The sequence below is a fragment of the Luteolibacter sp. SL250 genome (assembly GCF_026625605.1).
Taxonomy (GTDB): domain Bacteria; phylum Verrucomicrobiota; class Verrucomicrobiia; order Verrucomicrobiales; family Akkermansiaceae; genus Luteolibacter.
This window is the reverse complement of sequence record NZ_CP113054.1, coordinates 1,046,413-1,068,559: the sequence shown is the minus strand read 5'-3', so window position 1 is coordinate 1,068,559 and position 22,147 is coordinate 1,046,413. Positions and strand designations below refer to the sequence as shown.

Here is a 22,147-nt window from a genome sequence, read left to right as displayed (position 1 = left end):
AATCCCCCTCCTCCTCCCCATGATGGCGGGAACCCATTTTTTTCCGCACGTGAAACCCCCGTCCGTTTTCCTCGTCTGTTTGCTGCTCCTGAACCAGGCATCAGCCGCCGTCTATTTCCTGAACTTCGGCAACGGAGGTGACCCGCTCAACGTGCCGACCACGGTTCAGGATCAGACCAACAGCCCCTATCACACGGAGAACCCGTCCTTCGCGGGAACCGTCTGGAACAACCTCACTACGGCGGATGTCGGCAGCGGCATCGTGGACGCCGCAGGAGCTTCATCCTCTCTCGGGATCAACCTCGGCGTCGCGCCTTCGACCGGATCCACCAGCATCAACCTCGCCGCACAGCCCGGCGGGCACTCCGCGGTGACAGGGACGGCGTTCAGCTCGAACATCTATGCCAACAATTCCGTCGGCAGATACGCGATTTTCTCCAACTCCACGGCCAACAACGCGACCACCAACCGGATCGCCCTGGGCCTGCAGATCTCAGGCCTTGCGGCGGGCACCTACGACATCTACACCCTCACCCGGAACACCAACACCTCAAGCGCGCAGACTTTCCAGGTTCATCTGGGAACCAGCGCAAGCGCGGGAAATTTCGACTTCTCCGGCTACTCTTCCGAGTCGATCAGCATGAGCACCGGTGCGAACACCGCGTGGGTGGACAACACGAACTACCTGAAGCAAACCATCACCATCGCGGATGGAGAATTCCTCAACATCGCGGTCGACGGGACGTCCGGACAGACGCGCGGGTTCCTCAACGCGATCCAGATCGTACAGGTTCCGGAGCCGTCGTCATTGCTGACGGCGGGCATGGCCGGATCCTTCGCCTTCCGGCGACGGAGGAGGTAGGCCAATTCAGGCGAAGCCGGGCACGGACGCCTTGCTGCTGCTGCCGAACTCGTCGATCTCCACGCCCATCTTCTGTGCGACCTGCACGAAGAGGTTGGCCAGCGGGGTGTTGTCCTTCGCGTCGCAGGCGATGTGCTGGCCGTGCTGGAAGCCTCCACCTGCCAGCAGTACCGGCAGGTTCCGCCAGTCGTGGCTGTTCGCGTTGCCGAGGTTGCTTCCGAAAAGGACGGAGGTGTTGTCGAGCAACGTGCCGCCGCTTTCCGATTTCCCCTTCAGGGAGCCGATGAGCTTGCCGTAGGCGGTGAGCTTCGCCTTCTCGATCAGTTCAAGCTGGCGGATCTTCTCCGGATCCTGGCCGTGGTGGGAAAGGTTGTGGTGGTCCATGCTGACACCGGGCACCGGCGGCACGTCTCCGCGACCCTGGATGAGGATGGTGATGAGCCGGGTGCTGTCCGTCTGGAGGGCCAGGGGCACCAGCTCGAAAAGCAACTGCGTGCGGCCGATGATGTCGTTCGCCTCGCTGACGTCGGCGGAGATTTTCTCCTCCATGTCCGGCTTCGGCTTCTGGACCCATTCCTCCGCCGTTGCCAGGCGGCCCTCCATCTCACGGACGGAGGTGAAGTATTCGTCGAGCTTGTCCTTGTCCCCGGCACCCACCTTCGAGCTGAAGCGCTTCGCCTCCTCCCCCACGCTGTCCATGATGCTGCGGCCCTCGCGGAGCTTGCGCATCTGCTTCTCCACCTCCGCCTTGCTGCCGTTGATGAAAAGTTTCGCGAACACCTTGGAGGGCGTCGTTTCCGCCGGGATCATCACCCCGCTGCGGGTGTAGCTCTGGCTCACGCCGTTGGTCCCCAGCACCAGCGAGGAGTAGCGCGTCTGCAGGCCGATCTTCTCCGCGATGGACTGGTCGATCGAGATGGTGTTGCGGAACCCACCCATGCCCGGGTGGCGGGCGGAAGTCAGCCAGGTCTGCTCGGAGGCATGGCCGTCCGGCCCGGACTGCTCCGGATGGGAAAGGCCGGAGAAAATGGTGAAGTCATCCCGGTAGTCCTTCAGCAGGTCCAGGTAGGGGGTGGAGCTGTATCCCCTTCCCGTCTCCTTCGGGAAAAGCGCGGGCCCGTAGATGCCCAGGCTGGTGCAGATGGCCACCATGCGCTTCGGCGCGGCGGCGGCGGATGCAGCGGCGAGCACGCGCACCGGCAGCATGGCCTCCAGAAATGGCAGCGCCATCGTGACACCGGCACCACGGAGAAAGGTGCGGCGGGAGAGTGGGGCGGAGCGGAGGTGCATGACTTTTACTTGGATAGGAACAACGGGCTGGCGACAACCTGGTGAACTAGGGTTCGCAGCCCGCCGCCCTGTTCTTTCGTTTTGCGTGAAATCTCTGCGACCGCCCTGCGGTCCGCGAAGCTGATACCGGCACCCGTGGAGTAGGTCGCCAGCTTGCCGGCCATCGCCGTCATCAACTGGTCCGGCTTTTCCAGGATCAGTTTCTTGAACTCCCGGATGTCAACGAATGCCTTCCCGTCCAGGGTGCCGCTGGCATCCACAGGTTGGCCATACTTCACATACTTCCGTTTCTCCCGGGTGTTCGACAGCTCGATCAATTTTCCGCCTTCACCCTGCGAGCGGTATTGCTCCCGGTAGCCGCCGATCACGTCGAAGCTCTCCAGCGCGAATCCAGGCGGGTCGATCTTCGCATGGCAGGCCGCGCAGCTCTGCGAGGTGCTGTGGAGGGCGAGCTGCTCCCGCACGGTGGTGGCTCCGCGGGTGTCCGGCTCGATGGAGCCGACACCGGGCGGTGGCGGCGAAGGTGGCTGGCCGAGGATCCGCTTCATGACCCACGCGCCGCGCAGGACCGGAGAGGTGGTGGTTCCGTTCGCCGTGATCTTGAGAACGCTCGCCTGGGTGAGGAAGCCGCCGCGCGGGCTGTCCGGCGGCAGTTTCACCTTCCGGATGTCCTGCCCGCTCACTCCGGGGATCTGGTAGTGCTCCGCGAGGCGTCCGTTCACCATCACGAAGTCGGAATCCACCACCGTGGTCACCGGCAGGTCCGCCTGCAGCATTTCCGCGAAGTAGGCCTTCGTCTCCTCCGGCATGGAAAGGCGGAGCAGTTCGTCGGACTCCGGATACAGTTTCGCGTCCGGCGTCGTCGCATCGATGTTCCGGAGATCCAGCCACTGCCCGGTGAAGTCCTCCACGAATGCGGCGGACTTCCCGTCCTTCAGGAGCCGTTCCACCTGGCCGCGCAGCACCTCCGGCTGGGACAGCTTTTTCTCTGCAGCCAGCTTCAGCAACTCGCCATCCGGCGGCCTGCTCCACAGGAAATAGGACAGCCGGGAAGCGAGTGCGTGGTCATCCAGTTTTCCATGGTCCTCCCGGAAGAAAAGGAACTGCGGGGAAACGAGGATCGCCCGGAAGCCGATGCGCATCGCCTCCATGAACGGTTGGCCCTCATCCAGCGCCGCGTGGGTCAGGCCGACGTAGCGGTCCACCTCACCCGCCTCCAGGGGACGGCGGAAGGCTTTCCCGGCGAACTGCTCCAGCGCCCGCCGCGAATCCGCCTTCGGATCCTGTGGCCTGATCTCGTAGGCGACGTTCTTGTTCTTCTTCCTGGCCTCCTCGTCCAACTCCACCACCGGGATGTCACCGAACAAGGTCGCCACACCCTTCGGCGGCCATGTCTCCAGCAATGGTCCCTCGACCTCCACCCACTGCAGGGCCAGGCCGGAACCGGTGAAGTCCTTCACCGGGGTGTTATAGACGTTCTTTCCTTCCTTATCCTGTCCGGTGTTGGAGGGCTCGATCTGGATGAAATCCCCGCCACGGATGAAGGTCGTGAACTCCACCACCTGCGGCTTGTCCGGCTCCATCTCGAACCAGCCGAGGAGCTGCTTGTCCTTGTAGTTGTTGCCATAGACCCGCATCGGGACGGACACCCCCGGGCTTTGGTAGGCATATCCGCTGATGCGGACCTTATAGATTCCTTCCGGCCGTGACCGCGGCTTTTCCTTCGGGGGCTTGATCTGGGCCGAGGGATAGCCCGTGTTGAAGAACACAACCCCGTCCGGCAGCATGCGCAGGAGATGCCGGTGCGGCCCGGCGCCACCCGCGCCATCGCCCTTGCCCTCCGGCTTCTCCAGGTGCCAGCGGACCTCCTGGTTCTCCACCATCTCAAAGCGGTCTTTCACCAACTCTGGCTTCGGTTCCAGGCGGATCGCGTCGTCGATGGCCTTGTCCGCCGCCTCCAGGTATTTCTCCATCTGGAGGGTGGAAAGCCGGAGTCCCTCCGCCACGGTGTCGAACCCGTGCATGGGCGTGTCATTCGGCAGCATCACCGTCAGCGGCGTGCGGATGCCCAGCAGGTCGTGCAGCGTGCGTTCATACTCCACGCGGTTCAGGCGGCGGAGGACCGTCCGGCCGCTCGCCGCCTCACGCTTCTCATCCGCCGCGGTGAGTTCCTTCCCCAGTCCGCCCAGAAATTCCTCCACCTCCGCGGCGTCCGGCCGCTGCTTGCGGTTCTTCGGCGGCATCTCGCCCTTGTCGATGAAATCGAAAACCTTCACCCATATCGCCTGGTTCGCCCGGTCGCCCGGCCTCCATTCCAGCGCCTCCAGATCCAGGCCGCCTTTCTTCTCCTCCGCGTCATGGCAACTGACGCAGTAGGTACCGATCAGCTCGCGCGGAATCTCCGCACCAGCGATCGCCGTGAACAACAGGACAGGGAGGACGGAGCGGAGCAAGTTCAAGAGGCGCCGGATACGGATACACCCCCAGCCGCCTTTCCTCAATCTGCGAACAGATAACACTTTGGGGTGATCCCGGATTTCAATCTGGCCAAAAAGCAATATTTCCCCATAATATCCCACAAATCCCCAAAATCCATGAGAATCTCCCTCCCCATTTGCTGCATTTCCGGTGCGTTTCTGGCACCCGCGATCACACATGCCGCGCTCACGGACAATTTCGACACCGGAACCTACCCGAACTCCGGGACTGGATGGTCGGCAGGGTGGACGCAGGGGGCCTCGACCGGAACTGTGGTTTCCACCAATCCACTCAGTGGCGGAGGCAGCTACCTCTCGGTCACCACCGGCACAACAACCAGCAGCAACGCGGGCATCAGCCGCAGCATCGGCACCATGGCCGCGTCTCCATACACACTGACATTCAACTGGAGATATGATGGAAACGTCTCGAATTTCGTCAGCTATGACGATCGCATCCACTTCGGGGCATCGACCGCGGTTGACTATGGCACGAACGCCAACTTCACCTGGCTCATCGGGGTGGTGGGCGGGGACAACTCGACCGACTTCTCCGACGGGGAGTGGTATTTTTACGATGGTTCGTCATCCACCACCACCAGCGAAAACACGTTCGTGCCCGGTGACATGCAGATGACCGGCATGATGCTGCAAAGCGGTGTCGTCTATTCATTCACCGTCACCGTGGACCCGGCCAGCCAGACCTATTCCGCGTCCATCAACGATGGCAGCACCTTTTTCAGCGCCGCCAGCCTCAACTTCCGGAATCAGGGTGCGACCAACGGTGCATCCAATCTTCTCTTCGGCGGAGCGACCACAGGCAGCCCCACCGCCGACCATGTCCTCACCTGGTCCATCGATTCAATCAACGTCGTTCCGGAGCCCTCCTCCGGCCTGCTCGCCGGGTTGTCCGGCCTACTCTGCTTTGTCCGCCGCCGCATCGCCCATTGACCTTCTCCCCCGGCCGGACAAAATCCCCGCATGATCGCCCGACTGCGCGGAACCGTCCTGGAAGCCTACCCGAACCGTCTGGTGGTGGACGCCGGCGGTGTGGGCTATGAGGTGTTTGTCCCCCTCTCCACCTTCGACCGGCTGCACGCGTCCGAGGGCACCCGGGTGGACCTGCGCACGCACCTGCATTTCAGCCAGCTCGGCCAGAAGCTGTTCGGCTTCGCCACGGAGGAGGAGCGGGATATTTTCCTGCTGCTCATCGACCGCGTGAGCGGCGTGGGTCCGACGATGGCGGTCGCGGTGCTCAGCGGCATGGAGCCGAACCGGTTCAAGCAGGCGGTGGTGGCGGGGGATACCGCCGCCCTTTCCAAGCTGAAGGGAGTGGGGAAAAAAACCGCGGAACGGATCGTCCTGGAGCTCAAGGACAAGGTGGGCGTCGTCGATACCTGGACGGATGCCGCTTCCGGCTCTGTCAGCGCCGCCGCGGCGGATGCGGAGTTGGCGCTCATCGCGCTCGGCTACAAGCAGGTGGACGCGCGGAAGGCGGTGAAGAAGGTGCTGGATACCGATCCTGCGGCGACGACGGAAATCCTCATCCGCGGATCGCTGCGGGCGCTCCAGGGGTGATCAGAGAAAGATCCGCTCGAACGCCCACCACGAGCCAATGCCCGCGATGCCGAGGCAAGCTGCCAGCCGCACCCAGCGGTAGGCGGGCGTGGAGTTCCAGCCGATGGTGAGAATCCAGGCTCCTGCCAGCAACGCCGCCTGCGCGGTCTCAACTCCGAGATTCGCCATCAACAGCGATGGCAGGAAACCATCCCCGGGCTTGAGCCAGACGGAGAGCGCACCGGCGAAGCCGAGGCCGTGGATCAGTCCGAAACCGAAGATGACGGCCAGCCTCACCCGGCCATCCGCTTCCTTTGATGCGCGGAGGTTCTCCAGTGCCACCGCCACCAGGCTCAGGGCGATGACCGGCTCCACCCAGTTTCCCGACACCTTGACGATCCCACCCGCCGCCAGTCCGAGTGTGACCGTATGCGCGGCGGTGAACGCCAGCGACTGGGAAAGTAGCGGCCGCCATTTCCTGCGATAGAAGAACAGGCCGAGCACGAAAAGCACGTGGTCCCAGCCTTCCGGGACGACATGGAGGAAGCCCTGCCGGAATGAAGTCAGCAGGGCACCGCGGGCCTGTGATTCTTCTACGACATCACCCCCGACCGCTCCGCTCCCTCCGGGCTCCAAAGTGAGATATCCGCCATCCGAACCTGCGGTTTTCAGGATGAAGGTTGGACGCCCCTCCCCCGCCGCCCATTTCAGGGTAACAGGCTCCGCAACGGGATTCACGGGATCGACCTTGATCCGCAGGTAGGCGCCGTTGGTAAGCAGGACGGGAAATGCAGGAGGGTCCGAATCAAAGTCGATGAACGTCGCCTTCCACTGCACCACTTGTCCGGCGGACTCCACAGCCAGGCACTCGCGCAGGTACCGCTCCGCCTCCGTGCGGAGGACAGCCCAGCCTTCCTGCCCTTGGGCAAGCAGCCATTGGCGGTCCGGTGCGGCCGCCACGGGGTCCTCACGGACGGCAGGCACGGCGAAGCCCGCTTCGAAAAGCACTTCCATCGACCATGCCTCCGGCGTCCCTTTCGACTCCGCGTAGAGCTGGGTGACGACATGGGCGGACGCTGCCGCCATCAAGGCCAGCCAGCATCCGAAAAACAGGGCGACGCGCTTCACGGCGTCGCCTCCACGGGCGCGGGCAACACACACAGCCGGATGATAGCGACCACCATCCAGATGAACATGATCGCCGAAATTCCCAGGCCGATTGTCGTCGCCACCATCACGTTCCCGATGTGGTCGCCAAGCGCTCCGACATCAGCCCCGCTCGTTCCCAAAGCCCCGAAGGCTCCTTTCATCCCGACCATGGTCGCCATCATGGCGGCGACTGGAGAAAAGATCATCAGGATGGAGCTGATGACGATGTTCCAAATCCAGAAGCTCCGCTTCTTCCGCCAGACGGGATCAACATGGACCACGGCGACGGAGGGCGGAGCTTCCATTGGAATCTTGTGCTAGTGGGAGCCTCAGGAGGTGACGCGCATCGGCATCAGCACGTAGAGGAAGGAACCCTCAATGCGCAGGACGCCGGGGCTCATCTCATCGATGAGGTCCAGATAGACGTCGTTGCTGTCCAGGGCGCGCAGCGGGGCCTGGAGGAATTCCGGGTTGAAGGCGATCTGGATGCGCGGGCCGTTGTAGGCCACATCCATGGACTCCTCCGCCTCACCGACGTCCGGAGAGTTCGCGGTGATCTGGATGTTGTTCTCGCTGAAGACCATCTTGACCGAGTTCGACTTGTCGGAGGAAAGGAGGGAAACGCGACGCACGGTTTCCAGCAGCGCCTCACGGGAAATGATGACCCGCTCGTTGCTGTCGCCCGGAATGACCTGACGGTAGTTCGGGTAGTTGCCCTCAATGAGCTTGCTGGCGAGGAAGTTGTCGCCGACCTGGAAGGAGATCTGGTTGTCGCTGAGCTTCACGATCACGTCGCCCTCGTCACCGAGGAGGCGCTGGAGTTCCTGCACCGCCTTGGTCGGGATGATGACGTCCGTCTCATGGGAGGCCGGGAACTCGAGATCCGTATCGACCATGGCGAGGCGGCGGCCATCCGTGGCCACCAGGGTCAGCTTGCCCTCGCGGAAGGAAGCGAAAATGCCGTTGAGCACGTAGCGGGTCTCGTCCGTGGAGATCGCGTAGGAAGTTTTCTTCAGTCCGTCGCGGAGATCCTTCTGGGGGATCTTGAAGGTTTTCGCACCCTCGAAGTCCGGCAGTGGCGGGAACTCCGCCTCACCCAGGCCGATGATCTTGAAACGGGAAGGACCGCTCTTGATTTCCGCGTGGTTCTTGGAGTCCACGGACACCTCCACCTCGCTGGAAGGAAGCTCCCGGACGATGCTCACGAGGCGCTTGGCAGGCAGCGTGGTCGCGCCTTCCTTCTCGATCTGCGCTTCCACGGAACCGGTGATTCCCACATCCAGGTCCGTCGTGGTGAATTGCAGGCGGCCTCCCTTGGCCACCAGCAGCACGTTGGAGAGGATCGGGAGGGTCGTGCGCGAGCTCACGACGTGTTGGACCTTCTGCAGGCCATCGAGGAACGCTTCCTTGGAAATACGGAACTTCATGGAGAGAAAACTACGGATCGAGTTGGCCCGTAGTTTCCGTTTTCAACCTTCCTTGGCAAGCCTTCTGTTGGAAATCCGGAGGTACTCGCGCACCTCCGGGAATCCCGCGGCTCAGCGCCGGAGCTGGGCCTCGATCCGGTCCACGACCTGCCTGACCTCGCCCTCCTCCTTCATCCGCCCGGCCACCTTCTTGCAGGCGTGGATGACCGTTCCGTGGTCCCGGCCGCCGAACTGCTCGCCGATCTCCATGAGGGACACCTTCGTCATGCTGCGGCTGAGATACATGGCCACCTGGCGGGGGAAAGCGATGCTCGCCGGACGGCGGCGGCTGGTCATGTCCGCCACCCGCACGTCGAAGTGCTCCGCGACGGCTTTCTGGATGGAGTCGATGGTAACCTGGCGGCCCGCCTCCTCACGGAGGAGGTCCTTCAGGAGGTGCTCCACCTTGTCCACGCCGACGGATTCACCGGCCAGGGAGGCGTAGGTGGCCACCCGCATCAGCGCGCCCTCCAGGCGGCGGACGTTGGTGCGGATCTTCTCGGCCAGGAATCCCAGCACGGTCTCATCCACGCGCACCTTCCAGTCGGCGACCTTCTTCTTGAGGATGGCCATCCGCGTCTCCATGAGCGGCGGCTGGATCTCCACGGTCAGGCCGCACTCGAAGCGGGAAACAAGACGCGGCTCCAGGCTCTTGATCTCACAGGCAGGGCGGTCACAGGTGAGAACCACCTGGTTGCGACCGTCCAGCAAGGTATTGAATGTGTGGAAGAACTCCTCCTGGGAGCGGTCCTTGCCCGCCAGGAACTGGACATCGTCAATGAGCAGGACGTCCGAACTGCGGTAGCGGCGGCGGAATTTCTCGATGTCGCCTTTCCGCACCGCGTCGATGAACTCGTTGGTGAACTTCTCGCAGGTGAGGTAAATGACGCGGGAGGTGGGGTTGCGCTTCAGCAACTCATGGCCGACCGCCTGCATGAGGTGGGTTTTGCCCAGACCCGGACCACCATAGATGAAGAGCGGGTTGTAACCGACGCCGGACTTCTTCGCCACCGCCTCGCACGCCGCATGGGCGAACTGGCTGTTGCTGCCCACCACGAAGCTGGAGAACGTGAACGCGGGATTCAGGCCGGCGTTCTTGATGCGGCGCTCCAGCGCCTCCCCCCGCTCCTCCGGAGTCTTCGCAGGGGACTGATAGACGTAGCCCTTCGCCTCCGGCTCGGAGGATGGGACTTCCCCGGGAATGGCGCCGCCCACCACCACCTTCACATCGCGGAGGTCGGCGAAAGCCTGGCTCAGCGCCATGTTCAGCTCCGGCATGTAGTTGGTCTCGATCCACACCTGGTGGATCTCACCGGGAACCGCCACGCGTCCCACGCCATCCTCCAGACCCTGCCACTCGGTCGCACGGAACCAACGCTGGAACGCGTCGTTGCCGACCATCGAACGCAGCAGTTCACAAGCCTGCCCCCAACCGCCCTGTCCGGCGGAACCCTCCTCGGAGTATCCTGTTAGATCATTCTCTTCGACCGACACTCCCTGCCTTTCCAACATGATGCTTTGGTATGAAAAATTTATGAGTTTATTTGCGGCGCACGCTTCGTTTCGGAAGCCCCTCGAGCGCTGCTGGGTCACCATCATGCAGACCGATCCGGGGCAGGGAAAATTTTTTTAGAAAACCCCCGGCGGGCACATGCCGCAGTCCGGCATTCCACAAGCGTTCCACGGCTAATTTTTTTTAAAACTTGATCTCCCGAATACTAAACCAAGCCAAAATATCGGAATCGCCGAAGCCGCCGGAGCGTGCGTAAATCTCTAACAGACAGAACCCTGCATGTGACATTTCCGCCATTCTACAAGGCATTCACCCACGCACGGTGGTTCGCACGGACGCACATTCCAAGCCGTTGCAACGATCTACGGCGCACGCCGTATTCACAAGAACACCGGTTTGCCACCGGAGCAAAACGCACCTCCCATTTTTCACGCTTCGAACCGATTGCGGGAGGGGAAAAGAAGCGCCACTCCCACGGTGACCAGGGTGCCCGCCATGATCCGCCAGGTGAACGAGATCATGGGCAACCACGAAGGATTCTTGTACATCTCGTTCCCGGTGACCATCTTCCACACGTCGTTCGGCAGGTTGGTCAGCAGGCCGACGACGATGAACCCGCAAAGCATGGCGATGAGGTTGCCGGCGCAGTTCCCGCGTTTCTTCGTCAGCATGCCGACCAGGAAGACCCCGAGCAACGAACCATACGTGTAACCAAAGGAGCCGAGCACGATCGGGATGATCCGCAGTTCGGGATTCTTCAGCTTCACGAAGGCGGTGCCGATGCCGATCAGCGCGAGCAGGACGGAGAACACGATGGTGGCTTTCTTCGCGGCCTTCATCTGCTGCTCGGACGTGGCGTCCGGCCGGAACACCCCGACGTACCAGTCCTTCGTGTAGGTGGTCGCCAGCGCGTTGAGCGCGGTGGAGAGGGAGCCCATGGCCGTGGCGAAGAGGCCGGCCGCGATGAGTCCACGCAGGCCCGGTGAGAGATCATGGACCATGAACCAGGCGAAGATGCCCGGATCCCCCTCCGGAGCACGCCCCGGGTTCATCTCATAGAAGCGGTAGATGAGGATGCCAATGGCGAGGAAACCCACCACCACCGGCAGGTCAACCAGACCGGAGACGATGACGGCGCGCTGACCCTTCTTCGCGTCCTTCGAGGTGAGCATCCGCTGCACCATGTCCTGGTCCGTGCCGTGGGTGGCGAGGGTCGTGAAGATGGAGCCGAGCAACGCTGCCCAGATGGTGTATTCCTGGGACAGGATGAAGTAGATGGATTCACCGATCGATTTGTGGTCCTCACGAATGCCCGTATCGATCGCCACCGGCGTGGCAACCGATGAGGTGAACCCCTCCCAGCCACCCGTTTTCCCGAGCAGCCAGAAGAACACGTAGAAGGCCGCGCCGAACATCAGGGACACCTGGATGAGGTCCGTCCACACCACGGCCTTGATCCCGCCGAGGGTGGTGTAGATGGCGGTCAGGAAGGTGATGAGCACCACCGCCCCCGCATAGATGAACATCTCCTGCACGAAGCGCTCCTCCTTCGGCATGGCCATGAACTCGGGATGGACCACCTCCCATGCCAGCACCAGCAGGATGGCGGCAACGAAGATGCGCGAACCGCTGGCGAGAGACCGAGTCAGCAGGAAAACGAAGGACGCCAGCCGCCGGGTCAGCCTGCCGAAACGGATCTCCAGGAACTCATAGATGCTGACGACGTTGTACTTGTAGAATGGCTTGATGAAAATCGCAGCCACCAGCAAGCGGGCGAGGATGGTGCCGATGACGAGCTGCGCGTAGATGAAGTTCCGCTTCGCGAAACCTTCCCCCGGTGTGCCGAGGAATGTGCCGGCTGAGATCTCCGACGCGAGGATGGACGCCAGCACCGCCCACCACGGCATGGAGCGGTCTCCCAACGCGTAGGACTCCATCGTTTTCTGCCCCCTGGCCGCGTACAGGCCGATCCCGATGATGACCGCGAAATAGACGCCGACGATGAACAGATCCAACCCGAATTCCGACATGCCCGCCAAACTAGGCTTCCCCACCGCCGATCCAAGCTAATAAGCAGCATTCCGGATGCCGGGTTGATCCGCATTTCCCGTACATTTCCCTTTCCGCCACCATCCGGAACCGGCATGCTGCGCGGCGATGTCGGAAGCTCCCAAACTCGTTCGTGACGATCCTTGGCTGACCCCCCACCAAGCCGCCATCGAGGGGAGGATGAACCACTTCGCGACGACGCTGGCGGACATCCGGCGGACATCCGGCTCGCTGCCCGCCTACGCCACCGGCCACAAATTTTCCGGCATCCTCCACAATGCGGCGGCCAACCAGTGGATGGTCCGCGAGTGGGCCCCAGCGGCGAGAGGTGTGTTCCTGACAGGAGACTTCAACGGCTGGAACCGGGAAAGCCACCCGCTCGCCCCGTCCAGCGGCGGTGTCTGGCAACTCCGCCTGCCGGGCGACGCGCTCCAGCACGGGCAGCGGGTGAAACTGCACGTCATCGGTGCGGATGGCAGCCGCCGCGACCGGATCCCCGCCTGTATCCGCCGGGCGGTCCAGGACCCCTCCACCAATGACTTCAGCGGCCAGATCTGGAATCCACCCCAGGCCTACGTGTGGCGGAATGATTTCGATCCCACCGTGGTCGGCACCCCGTTGATCTATGAGACCCATGTGGGCATGGCCGGGGAGGAAGCCCGCGTCCACACCTACCGGGAGTTCGCGGACGGCATCCTGCCGCGCATCGTGAAAGCGGGCTACAACACGGTGCAGGTCATGGCGGTCCAGGAGCATCCCTACTACGGGTCCTTCGGCTACCATGTGTCCTCCTTCTTCGCCGCCTGCTCCCGCTTCGGCACCCCGGAGGACCTCAAATACCTCATCGACACCGCCCACGGCCTTGGCGTGGCGGTGCTGCTTGACGTGGTGCATTCCCATGCGGTGAAGAACACCGCGGAGGGGCTGAGTGATTTCGACGGCTCCGGGAACCAGTATTTCCATGCGGGGGAACGCGGCGACCACCCGCTGTGGGACTCCAAGTGCTTCGACTACGGCAAACCGGAAGTACGCCAGTTCCTGCTCTCCAACCTCCGCTACTGGCTGGAGGAGTTCCGCTTCGACGGCTTCCGCTTCGACGGCGTGACTTCCATGCTCTACCACTCCCGCGGCGACAAGGCGTTCAGCACCTACGACGACTACTTCGGCGCGGATGCGGACGGCGACGCCATCCTCTACCTCCAGCTCGCCAACCAGCTCATCCGGGAGATCAAGCCCGGCGCGATCGTGGTGGCGGAGGACATGTCCGGCATGCCGGGACTCTGCAAGCCGCTGGAGGACGGCGGCATCGGCTTCACCCACCGCCTCGCCATGGGCATCCCTGACCACTGGATCAAGCTGCTGAAGCACAGCCGCGACGAGGACTGGGACATGGATGAAATCTTCGGCATCCTCGCGAACCGCCGCTACGGGGAGAAGACCATCGCCTACGCGGAAAGCCATGACCAGGCGCTGGTGGGGGACAAGACGCTCGCCTTCCGCCTGATGGACCAGGAGATGTACTTCCATATGGGGAAGGAGGACCGGAACCCTGTGGTGGAACGCGGCGTCGCCATCCACAAGCTGATCCGTCTGATCACCCTGGCCGTCGGCGGTGAGGGCTGGCTGAATTTCATGGGCAACGAGTTCGGTCATCCGGAGTGGATCGACTTCCCGCGCGAGGGCAACGGCTGGTCCTACCACCATTGCCGCAGGCAGTGGTCGCTGATGGACAACCCGGAACTGAAATACCACTGGTTGTCCGACTTCGACCGCGCGCTCATCACCCTGGCGCGGGAGACCAACCTGCTCGCCGCCGCCCCCGCCCAGTATCTCCACGTGGACCGCGAGCGGAAGATCCTCTGCTTCGAACGGGCGAACCTCGTTTTCGTCCTGAGCTTCTCCGTCAGCCAGTCCGTCTTCGATTTCACCTTCTCCGTCCCCGGGACGGAGACGCGGAAGCTCGTCCTGGACAGCGATGCGCGGGACTTCGGCGGGCACGGCCGGGTTGACCATTCATTCGACTATCCCGTGGATGCGGATGGCCGGCTCCATGTCTATATTCCGTCGCGCACCGGACTGGTGTTCGCGAAAATGTGAAATGGACAACCTCCCCGTCATCCCCGATCCCGACCAGCCGGGCCACAAGATCGCCAACGCGATCCTGAAGTTCCTCGGCAAGATCCCCGAGACCAAGCAGTCGGAAAGCATCACGCCCCACCAGAGCGCACAAGCGATCGCGAATGCCGCGGCGGCGAAAGCGGCGGCCGCCGCCGGAGCACTGGCCCTGCCACCCGGCCCCATCGGCTGGCTGACCATCCTGCCGGAGCTGCATACCATGTGGAAGATCCAGACCCAGATGGTGGCCGACATCGCCGGGGCCTACGGTAAGACCGCGGCTTTGTCCCGGGAGCAGATGGTCTACTGCCTGTTCCGCCACGGTGCGGCCATGGCCGTGCGGGATGTCGTCGTGCGCGTGGGTGACCGCTACCTGGTGCGCCAGCTTTCACCAAAGGTGCTGGAGAAGATCGCGAAGAAGATCGGCGTGAAGATCACCCAGAAATCGCTCGGCAAGGCGGTCTCCCGCTGGCTGCCGGTGGTCGGCGCCCTCGGTGTGGGAGCTTACGCGTTCTACGACACCGTCAAGGTCGCGAAGACGGCGATGGAGCTGTTCGAGCATGACATCGACGTCGAACCGCCGACGGGAGGAAAGGGTCCGCCGCCGCTCCCGACCAGGACCCTCGAGCTGGAATAGCCGCGACATCTGGCTGCCCGGGTAGCGGAATGGCTGCGCCATTCCGGTTGGGGAGATCCACTGACATCCCTGCGGCTCCGTCCGGAGAAATGATGGCATCCATGACGCATTGGAATCGGAGATGGCACCCATCCACCCAACCGTGATGGCGCAGCCATCCCGCTACGGAAAATCTCCTACGGCTTCCCCACGGGTGGTTCCCCCTTGAGCAGCACCGCCCCGTCCCTGAGGTGGACCAACGGTTGCTTCTCGTTGTCCGTGACATTCCCCTCCTTCACCCAACCGGTCGTCTCGGGAAAGCGGAGCTGGATGTTCATCCCGCAGCCGGTCATCCGATTGCCTTCGATGAGGCAGGAGTTCCCCTTGTTGATGTAGATGGCGGCGTCCGTGCAGTTGATGAAGACATTGTTCCGGATCACCCCCCAGCGATGCTCCAGCGAGCGGTCGTGATCCCGGAAGTAGGCCGGACCGGTGCCGCCACCGCCGAACGACGCGCCGATGAAGCAGTTCTCGAAGCGGTTGCCCTCGATGACCGTATCCAGCGAGTTGCCCTTGGTGAACGCGCCATAGGCGGGGCCGCCGTTTTTCTGCACGTTCACGAAGCGGCTGTTGCGGATGACCCAGTCCTTCACGGCCACCCCGTCGATTCCCTCCACCACGCTGCGGGTACCCCCGGTCTTCTTCGTGAAACCGATGTCACATCCATCCACCAGCAGGCGGTCCGGGTAGTGGCCCTTGTCCGGATCACTGGTGCCCTTGACCCCGGACTCACCGTGGTCGCGCATCACCACGTTCCGCAGGACGCAGTCGGTGGAAGAGGCATTGAACTTGAAGCCATGATAGTAGGAATTCCGCACCGTCAGGTCCCGGAACGTCCACTTCGGGGAATCGGTGAGTTCGAAAATCATCTGCACCGACTTGGCGTCCTGCCCGTCCCCCTCGATGATGACGTCCTGCGGCTTTCCCGTCGCGCCGCTTACCGTGACCTGCCCGGGACGTCCGGTGATCCAGATCCTGGAGTTGCCGGTGATGCGGTACGTCCCCTTTGCGATGACGATCTCGTCGCCGGGCAACGCGGTCGCGCAGGCGTTCTCCAGAGCTTTGAAATCCGCCACCTCATGGACCGCCCCGATGGCGGATACGGCGGAAAGGAGGAACAGGCAGATGGCTTTCATAAGGTTTCGTGTTCGCTGCTGGCAACGAGTCCCGTCCCATCCTGCAGGTTGAAGTAATAGACCTTCGTGTCTTCCGGCAGTTCCGCCTCCACGCGGCCATCGCCGGGCGTCGCGGGGATTTCCTTCCACACGCGCTTCTGCCACTGCCCTTCGTCCGTGGTGTAGTTGAGCGCCGCGGAAACCATCTTCCCGCCACCGGTCCATGTCGCGGAAACCTTCCGGCCATCCCGCTTACCGAGAGCCACCCTCGCCATGGCGGGGCCACCTTTCAGAACCGCATCCGCCATTGCATGGATCTCCGCCGGTGCCTCCCCCGCCGCTCCATGGCCGTGGGGCATTCGTGGCCGGATGGCGAGGAAGCGGTCACCCTGCGGCTGCTGGTAGGATCGCTGGAGGGAGTCCATGGGAAAGGCGAAGTCATTGGTCCCCGTGACCCACAGCATCGGCATCTTCGCCTGCGGCAGGTAGATGGAGGGGTCCCAGTTCGCCCGCCACTTCTCCTTGTTCTCCGGCCCCATCCTTCCGAAGGCATCCAGCCAGGCGGAATTGTCCGTTAGGAATCCGCAGCCGTACACTGGCACCGCGAACTTGAACCGGTCATCCACCCCGGCGGTGATGCAGGTGAGATAGCCACCCCACGAGATGCCGGTGATTCCCGTCTTCTCCGCATCCACTCCGTCCTGCGCCCGGATCCACGAATGGGCCAGCATGACATCCGAAACGGCGTGATACGTCCACTGATCCTCCAGTGGCTGTCCGATCTGGTCGAAGCCGCCCCACCCCGGAGGGCCTCCCAAGGGATGGCGGGGATGATTTCTGTAACCACCCCCGCTGACCGAGCCGCAGGTATCCATGGAGATCGCCGCGTAGCCGCGGTCCACCCACAGCTTCACCCATGAAGTGAATGCCGAGCCACCGCCGCCGTGGACCAGCACCATCGCCGGCACCTTCTCCCCAGCCGCCACTTCCGGGATGCCGTAGTAAGCGAAAAATCGGGTCGGTTTGCCCGGTTCGGAATAACCGGGACCATCGATGAAAACCGCCTTCACCCCATCCACCGCCTTGTCTGGCAGCTCTTGGGAAAGGGGCACCTTCTTCAGTTCATCGACGGGCCACGGCGAAGCGGCGGCCACCACCGCGAGTCCCAACCAGCAGAGAAAGGCGGACAGTTTCATCAGGCCTTCAGGATCTTGATGTCTCCCTTGTGGGATTTTTCGAACGCGTGCATCCGGTTGCCATCACCGTCGATGAGCTGGACCAGGATGCGCTCATCATTCACATGGATGTGGTTGAAGCCGAGGATCGGCCTGGAGAATCCCCGGCCGGTGTCCGTGATCTCATAGAGCTTCGCCCCGCCACCGCCGGAGACGAGGAAGCTGGGCTGGTAGCCCTCCACCTGGAGGTGCTGAAGGTTGTGGTCGTGGCCGGAGAGGTAGAGCGAGATCGGGTTCTCCTGGAAGTAACCACCCCAGCTTTTGATCAGGCCCTGGTTGTCCTTCCTTTTTGTGGTGTCGGAAAAGACCGGATAGTGGCTCACCACCCACGTCCACTTCGCTTTGGTTTCCTTTTTCAGTTCCGCTTCCAGCCAGCGCTTCTGGTCCACCTTTTCCTGAGGGGTGAGCGCCCCCTCGAAGTTGTTCGAGTCGAGGTAAATGATCTTCACCAGCGGCTTCCCGGCGGCGGAGAACTCCTCCGCGTACCATTTCGCCGGCATCTTCCAGCGGGAGGTGGGGTTCGCCTTCGCATACTCAAGCTGCATGTCCGCCTTCGCCCGACCCTGCTTCGAGTCATAGGACGGACCGTAGTCGTGGTTCCCCAGGCAGGCGTAGAAGGGGACATCGAGGTGCTCCTTCGAATACATCTCCTCGAAACCCGGACCGAACCGCGCGGGTTCCAGGTGGTTGTAGAAATTATCGCCCAGGGCAAGGACCGCGGCCAAGGGGCTCCCCAACTTGCCGGCGAACTCGTTCATCCGCTCCGCCACCTGCTTCTGCGCCGCGTTCCCGGTCCCGAAATCGCCGACAGCGAGGAAGTGGACGCCATCCTTTCCGAACTTCAGCTCCGGCGAGGCCGCAACAGCCCGGCCCGGCCAGCCGGTGCCGAGCGCGGCACTGCTGAAAACGAGGGTCTTGATGACGTCCCGGCGGCGGAACGAAGGAATTTCGGCGGATTCTTTCATGGGTTGATACGGATACTGTCCATCCCCGCCCTACTCTTGCAATAGGTTCGCGGCGCCTCCGCCAATTCCGGAAAACACGGAGCCCTCATTCCCGCCGGTTCCATCCCAAAAGCCGATTTTCCACACAAAGGGTTTCAAAAAATACGGTCAATTTAACAATGCTTTGCCAAACCGGCAGGGAACGCCATACTTCCGCCCATGAAATTGGCTCTCCAGATGACCGCCGCGGGCTGCACCGCGCTGCTGCTCGCGAGCTGCGGTTCCACGGGATCCACGGCCAGCAACAACAATCCCTCCGGGACCGGACCGTTCGACAGCCGTGGCAACTACATCGAGGAATGGGCCGACAATCCCTCCAAATGGAAGCGCGGAGGCTCACAGACAGGTGACGCCCTGGTCATGAATGATGAACCGCCGTCGGATTCCGTGCCGATCCCGACTGCCGAGAACACCCCTCAACCCGGCCGGATTTCCTCCACCCCGGTGATCTCGAGGCCCACCCAGGTGAAGACCGCCTCCCGCACCACCACCACCACCCGCAGGACATCCGCCTCCACAGCTTCCACGAAGCCGAAGGCCACGGCAAAGAAGACGGTGGCGAAAAAGCCCGCCACCGCCCGCTACACCATCAAAAAGGGAGATACCCTTTCCGCCATCGCCGCACGCAACAAGACCTCGGTTTCCGCCCTGCAGCGCGCGAACGGCATCAAGGGTTCCCTGATCCAGCCGGGCAAGGTCCTGGTGATCCCGAGGTAACAGGCTTCCTTCCGGAGGAATCCCTCCGGAGATGGCGCGAAAAAAGGCGGGCATCACTGCCCGCCTTCTTCGTTCCATGGGGCGGCCTCTTACTTGTAGGTCTTCATCCACTCGACGATGTCCGCCACATCCTGGGCGGTCAGACCGAGTTGATCCGCATTGAGCATCAGGGAACGGTCCATCTGCTTGCGCTCCGCGATGTCTTTCTTCGCCACCTTCTGGACGATGCCGCCGGTGGAGCGGATGGTAACTGGATTTCCGTCAGCGACGATCAGGCCATCGATCCACTTGTTGCCCTTGGTGCGGATGGCGACGCCTTCAAAGCCGAGCGCGATTTCCGCGGACGGATCCACGATCGCGCGGGCCACGACGTCGGCAGGCTGGCGGGAACCAAAGCCCTTGAGGTCCGGGCCATGCTCCACACCCTGGCCGTCAACCTTGTGGCACATGACACAACGCGCGGCGGTCACCTTGCCCTTGGCGGCATCCCCCTTGAGTGCGAGGACGTCCGCCGCCGTGAACTTGGTGGAAGCCGGCTTGGCGGGAACCGTGACCTCGACGATCTCCACCGGTTTCTCGACCAGGCCACGCTTCTGCATTTCCTCTTTGACGCCCATCGACGCCCACTCGCCTTCGCCACGGTTGGTGAGCCACCATTTCGCCTGGTCCTTCACCGGGGAATCGTTCCCGGCGAGGTCGAGCATCGCCGCCACGGACGGGGCGGACTTGATGAAAGCGATGGTGTCAACGGCCAGCTTGCGCTGCTCCTCACTGAGGCCGGCGTCGAGCGCACGGGCCTTCAGCGCGGGGACCGCGGCTTCCGGCATCAGACGCCAGGTCAGGCGGGCGAAAGTATCGGACCACTTGGAAGGCTCGCCGGGCTTGAGCGCATCGGACAGCGCACTCCAGAGCTGGGCGGTATTCTGGCCCGCACCGGCTCCGATGGAGAACAGATACGCACGGTCAGCGCCGTCGTAGCCCTTCGCCACTTCCACCAGCACTTCCTTCGACTCTTCAAAGCTGCGGTAGCGCATTTCCTGCGCGGCTTCCGCACGGATGGCGGACGATGGATCCTTCGCCAGTTTCTTCGCATACGGCAGGGCATCCACCTTGCCGTCGGTCCGGCGTACGGCACGGAAGGCGATCAAGCGCTGGGCCTCATCCTTTGAACTGATGAAGGTGTCGAGCTTCGCCAGACCTTTCTCCCCGAGATGAGGCAGCAGCCAGATCGCGCGGTTGGCAACGTAGGGATTCTTGTCCTCCAGCACCGCGGCCACGGCGTCGTATGCCTTGGCACCTTCCGACTTCAGCTTCTGGAATCCGAGCCAGCGGGTGTTCACCGCCGGGGATTTCAACGCGGTGATGGCACCTTCGACGGTGTTTGGATCGATCTTCGGCACCACGGATTTGAAGCCCTTCGGCGCGAGGCGGTAGATGATGCCACCAGCCCCATCATCCTGGGTGCCGTGACCACCGACGCGCGGGTCTGTCCAGTCGGAGACATAGAGCGCGCCATCAGGGCCGACGGTGATGTCCGATGGCCGGAAGAGGAGATGCTGGATGTCCTCTTTCTTCTTTTTCTCCAGATCCTTGATGTTGCCGCCGACGAAGTCGGAACCGGCGAACACACCGGAGGTGTTCGTGGTGAGGAAATCCTTCCGGTCAAGGGTGCGGCCCGCGCCCTTGATCTCCGGGCGGTAGGAAAACACCACGTTCTTGCCCGGCTCGCACGAAAGCAGGGTGCCGTTGAACGCATCTCCCATCGCACCATTCTCATAGAACGCGATGCCCGTGGGAGAGCCACCGCCATAGACATCCCCGGCGGGCATGGTGTCCGGGTCCCACTGGCGCCATTCGGCGGTGGGGGTGTCCTGACCGGGACGCTGGTCTGCCTTCCAACTGCGCTTGCCATCACGGGAGGCGAATCCCGCGTTGCCCCGCTCCAGGATGTGGGTCACACGGCAGGCTGGCGGGTCGTCATTGTCGTTCTGATAAAGGTCACCCAGCGTGTTGATCGTCTGCTCGTAGGAGTTCCGGTAGTTGTAGCCGATGATCTCCGCGTGGGTGGCGTCCGGGTTCATCCGCACGGTGAAGCCGCCGACATAGACGAAACCATCGTCCGACTTTTCACCGGCGATTTTCCGGGAATCCACGGCTTCCTTGCCGAAACGGCGGTCCTCATACGGACTGCCGATCCGGAACGTCTTTCCGGAAGCGTCGGTGAACTGGGCGCACATGTTCCCCTGGTTGAAATACCATTTCCCGTCCGGACCACCGGTGAGAGAGTGCAGGGAGTGGTCGTGGTTGTAGCCGTTGAAGCCGGTCAGCAGAACCTCGCGCTTGTCTCCCTTGTCCAGCTCCAGCTTGCCGTTGCGGTCCACGTCCGTGAGCTTCAGCAGATTCGGCGGCTGGGAAACGATCACCACATTGTCGAAGACGGCGATGCCGAGCGGGGTGGTCAGCTCCGGATCCTGGTAGAAGACGGTGGACTTGTCCGCCTTTCCGTCACCATCGGTGTCCTCCAGCATCACCACGCGGTCACCTTCAGGACGACGGTTGGCGACGTGGCGGTAGTTCACCCCTTCGGTGATCCAGATGCGGCCGAGGTGGTCGATATCCATGTTCGCGGGGTTGTGGAACATCGGCGAGGTCGCCCAGGCGGTGATCTCGAAATCCTTCTCGGAACAGACGAAGGCATCAAGCTGGGTGAGCGGGGGCTCGGTGGAAGGCGTCCATGCATGCGCGGCGGGAACAGCGGCGACGATGGGGAAAAGATGTCGGAATTTCATGGGTTGGTGCGCGGTCGGAAAGGGTTGCGGGGGAAAGGATGTTCAGGATTTTCCGGACCGGTCAATGGACCATTCCGGAGCCGGAAGGACGGATTTTGTAACCATCCGTCCTCCTCCGGCCACCTTTTCCGGC

Annotated in this window: 17 protein-coding genes; 6 read left to right on the top strand and 11 right to left on the bottom strand. The window is 62.7% G+C overall.

Going from position 1 to position 22,147, the window contains the following annotated elements:
• The first annotated feature begins 49 nt into the window (after positions 1-49).
• Complete coding sequence (locus OVA24_RS04765) at positions 50-862, top strand: PEP-CTERM sorting domain-containing protein (RefSeq protein ID WP_267674028.1); 813 nt, start codon at positions 50-52, stop codon at positions 860-862.
• A 6-nt stretch (positions 863-868) separates the two neighbouring features.
• On the opposite strand, the gene OVA24_RS04760 is transcribed toward OVA24_RS04765, so the two are convergent.
• Both OVA24_RS04760 and OVA24_RS04755 read right to left on the bottom strand, forming a co-directional pair.
• The gene (locus tag OVA24_RS04760) at positions 869-2,152 is read right to left on the bottom strand and encodes a DUF1552 domain-containing protein (RefSeq protein ID WP_267674026.1); all 1,284 of its coding nucleotides are present in this window, start codon (positions 2,150-2,152) and stop codon (positions 869-871) included.
• Positions 2,153-2,157: 5 nt separating this feature from the next.
• Positions 2,158-4,611 (bottom strand): DUF1592 domain-containing protein, encoded by a 2,454-nt coding sequence (locus OVA24_RS04755; protein WP_267674023.1) that lies wholly within the window; start codon positions 4,609-4,611, stop codon positions 2,158-2,160.
• 135 nt (positions 4,612-4,746) lie between these two features.
• Here OVA24_RS04755 and OVA24_RS04750 point away from each other — a divergent pair, with 135 nt between their 5' ends.
• Both OVA24_RS04750 and ruvA read left to right on the top strand, forming a co-directional pair.
• Complete coding sequence (locus tag OVA24_RS04750; RefSeq protein ID WP_267674021.1) at positions 4,747-5,580, top strand: PEP-CTERM sorting domain-containing protein; 834 nt, start codon at positions 4,747-4,749, stop codon at positions 5,578-5,580.
• A gap of 30 nt (positions 5,581-5,610) precedes the next feature.
• Entirely contained in the window at positions 5,611-6,207 is a 597-nt protein-coding gene (gene ruvA, locus OVA24_RS04745) for a Holliday junction branch migration protein RuvA (RefSeq protein ID WP_267674020.1), read from the top strand.
• Here ruvA and OVA24_RS04740 read toward each other — a convergent pair whose 3' ends face one another.
• The 5 genes from OVA24_RS04740 to OVA24_RS04720 form a co-directional block, all read right to left on the bottom strand.
• Positions 6,208-7,314, bottom strand: a complete 1,107-nt coding sequence (locus OVA24_RS04740; protein WP_267674019.1) for a HupE/UreJ family protein — start codon at positions 7,312-7,314, stop codon at positions 6,208-6,210.
• The gene (locus OVA24_RS04735) at positions 7,311-7,640 is read right to left on the bottom strand and encodes a MotA/TolQ/ExbB proton channel family protein (protein ID WP_267674017.1); all 330 of its coding nucleotides are present in this window, start codon (positions 7,638-7,640) and stop codon (positions 7,311-7,313) included. Before OVA24_RS04735 ends, OVA24_RS04740 begins: the two co-directional genes overlap by 4 nt.
• Positions 7,641-7,664: 24 nt before the next feature.
• On the bottom strand, positions 7,665-8,762 hold the full coding sequence (gene dnaN / locus OVA24_RS04730) for a DNA polymerase III subunit beta (protein WP_267674015.1): 1,098 nt from the start codon (positions 8,760-8,762) through the stop codon (positions 7,665-7,667).
• Positions 8,763-8,873: 111 nt separating this feature from the next.
• On the bottom strand, positions 8,874-10,313 hold the full coding sequence (gene dnaA, locus OVA24_RS04725) for a chromosomal replication initiator protein DnaA (RefSeq protein ID WP_267674013.1): 1,440 nt from the start codon (positions 10,311-10,313) through the stop codon (positions 8,874-8,876).
• A 429-nt stretch (positions 10,314-10,742) separates the two neighbouring features.
• Positions 10,743-12,344, bottom strand: a complete 1,602-nt coding sequence (locus OVA24_RS04720; protein ID WP_267674011.1) for a sodium:solute symporter — start codon at positions 12,342-12,344, stop codon at positions 10,743-10,745.
• Between the two features lie 127 nt (positions 12,345-12,471).
• Between OVA24_RS04720 and OVA24_RS04715 the strand changes: the two genes are divergently transcribed.
• Both OVA24_RS04715 and OVA24_RS04710 read left to right on the top strand, forming a co-directional pair.
• Positions 12,472-14,460 (top strand): alpha-amylase family glycosyl hydrolase, encoded by a 1,989-nt coding sequence (locus tag OVA24_RS04715; RefSeq protein WP_267674009.1) that lies wholly within the window; start codon positions 12,472-12,474, stop codon positions 14,458-14,460.
• A 1-nt stretch (position 14,461) separates the two neighbouring features.
• Positions 14,462-15,115, top strand: coding sequence for a hypothetical protein (locus tag OVA24_RS04710; protein ID WP_267674008.1), 654 nt, complete (start codon positions 14,462-14,464; stop codon positions 15,113-15,115).
• A 176-nt stretch (positions 15,116-15,291) separates the two neighbouring features.
• On the opposite strand, the gene OVA24_RS04705 is transcribed toward OVA24_RS04710, so the two are convergent.
• The 3 genes from OVA24_RS04705 to OVA24_RS04695 are packed head-to-tail and all read right to left on the bottom strand — an operon-like array spanning position 15,292 to position 18,469.
• Entirely contained in the window at positions 15,292-16,290 is a 999-nt protein-coding gene (locus OVA24_RS04705) for a right-handed parallel beta-helix repeat-containing protein (protein ID WP_267674006.1), read from the bottom strand.
• Positions 16,287-17,465, bottom strand: a complete 1,179-nt coding sequence (locus tag OVA24_RS04700) for an alpha/beta hydrolase family protein (protein ID WP_267674004.1) — start codon at positions 17,463-17,465, stop codon at positions 16,287-16,289. Before OVA24_RS04700 ends, OVA24_RS04705 begins: the two co-directional genes overlap by 4 nt.
• Positions 17,465-18,469 (bottom strand): metallophosphoesterase, encoded by a 1,005-nt coding sequence (locus tag OVA24_RS04695; protein WP_267674002.1) that lies wholly within the window; start codon positions 18,467-18,469, stop codon positions 17,465-17,467. Before OVA24_RS04695 ends, OVA24_RS04700 begins: the two co-directional genes overlap by 1 nt.
• A gap of 198 nt (positions 18,470-18,667) precedes the next feature.
• Here OVA24_RS04695 and OVA24_RS04690 point away from each other — a divergent pair, with 198 nt between their 5' ends.
• Positions 18,668-19,225 (top strand): LysM peptidoglycan-binding domain-containing protein, encoded by a 558-nt coding sequence (locus OVA24_RS04690; RefSeq protein ID WP_267674001.1) that lies wholly within the window; start codon positions 18,668-18,670, stop codon positions 19,223-19,225.
• Between the two features lie 89 nt (positions 19,226-19,314).
• Here the strand turns inward: OVA24_RS04690 and OVA24_RS04685 are convergent, their stop codons facing one another.
• Positions 19,315-22,014 (bottom strand): PVC-type heme-binding CxxCH protein, encoded by a 2,700-nt coding sequence (locus tag OVA24_RS04685; RefSeq protein WP_267673999.1) that lies wholly within the window; start codon positions 22,012-22,014, stop codon positions 19,315-19,317.
• Positions 22,015-22,147: the final 133 nt, after the last annotated feature.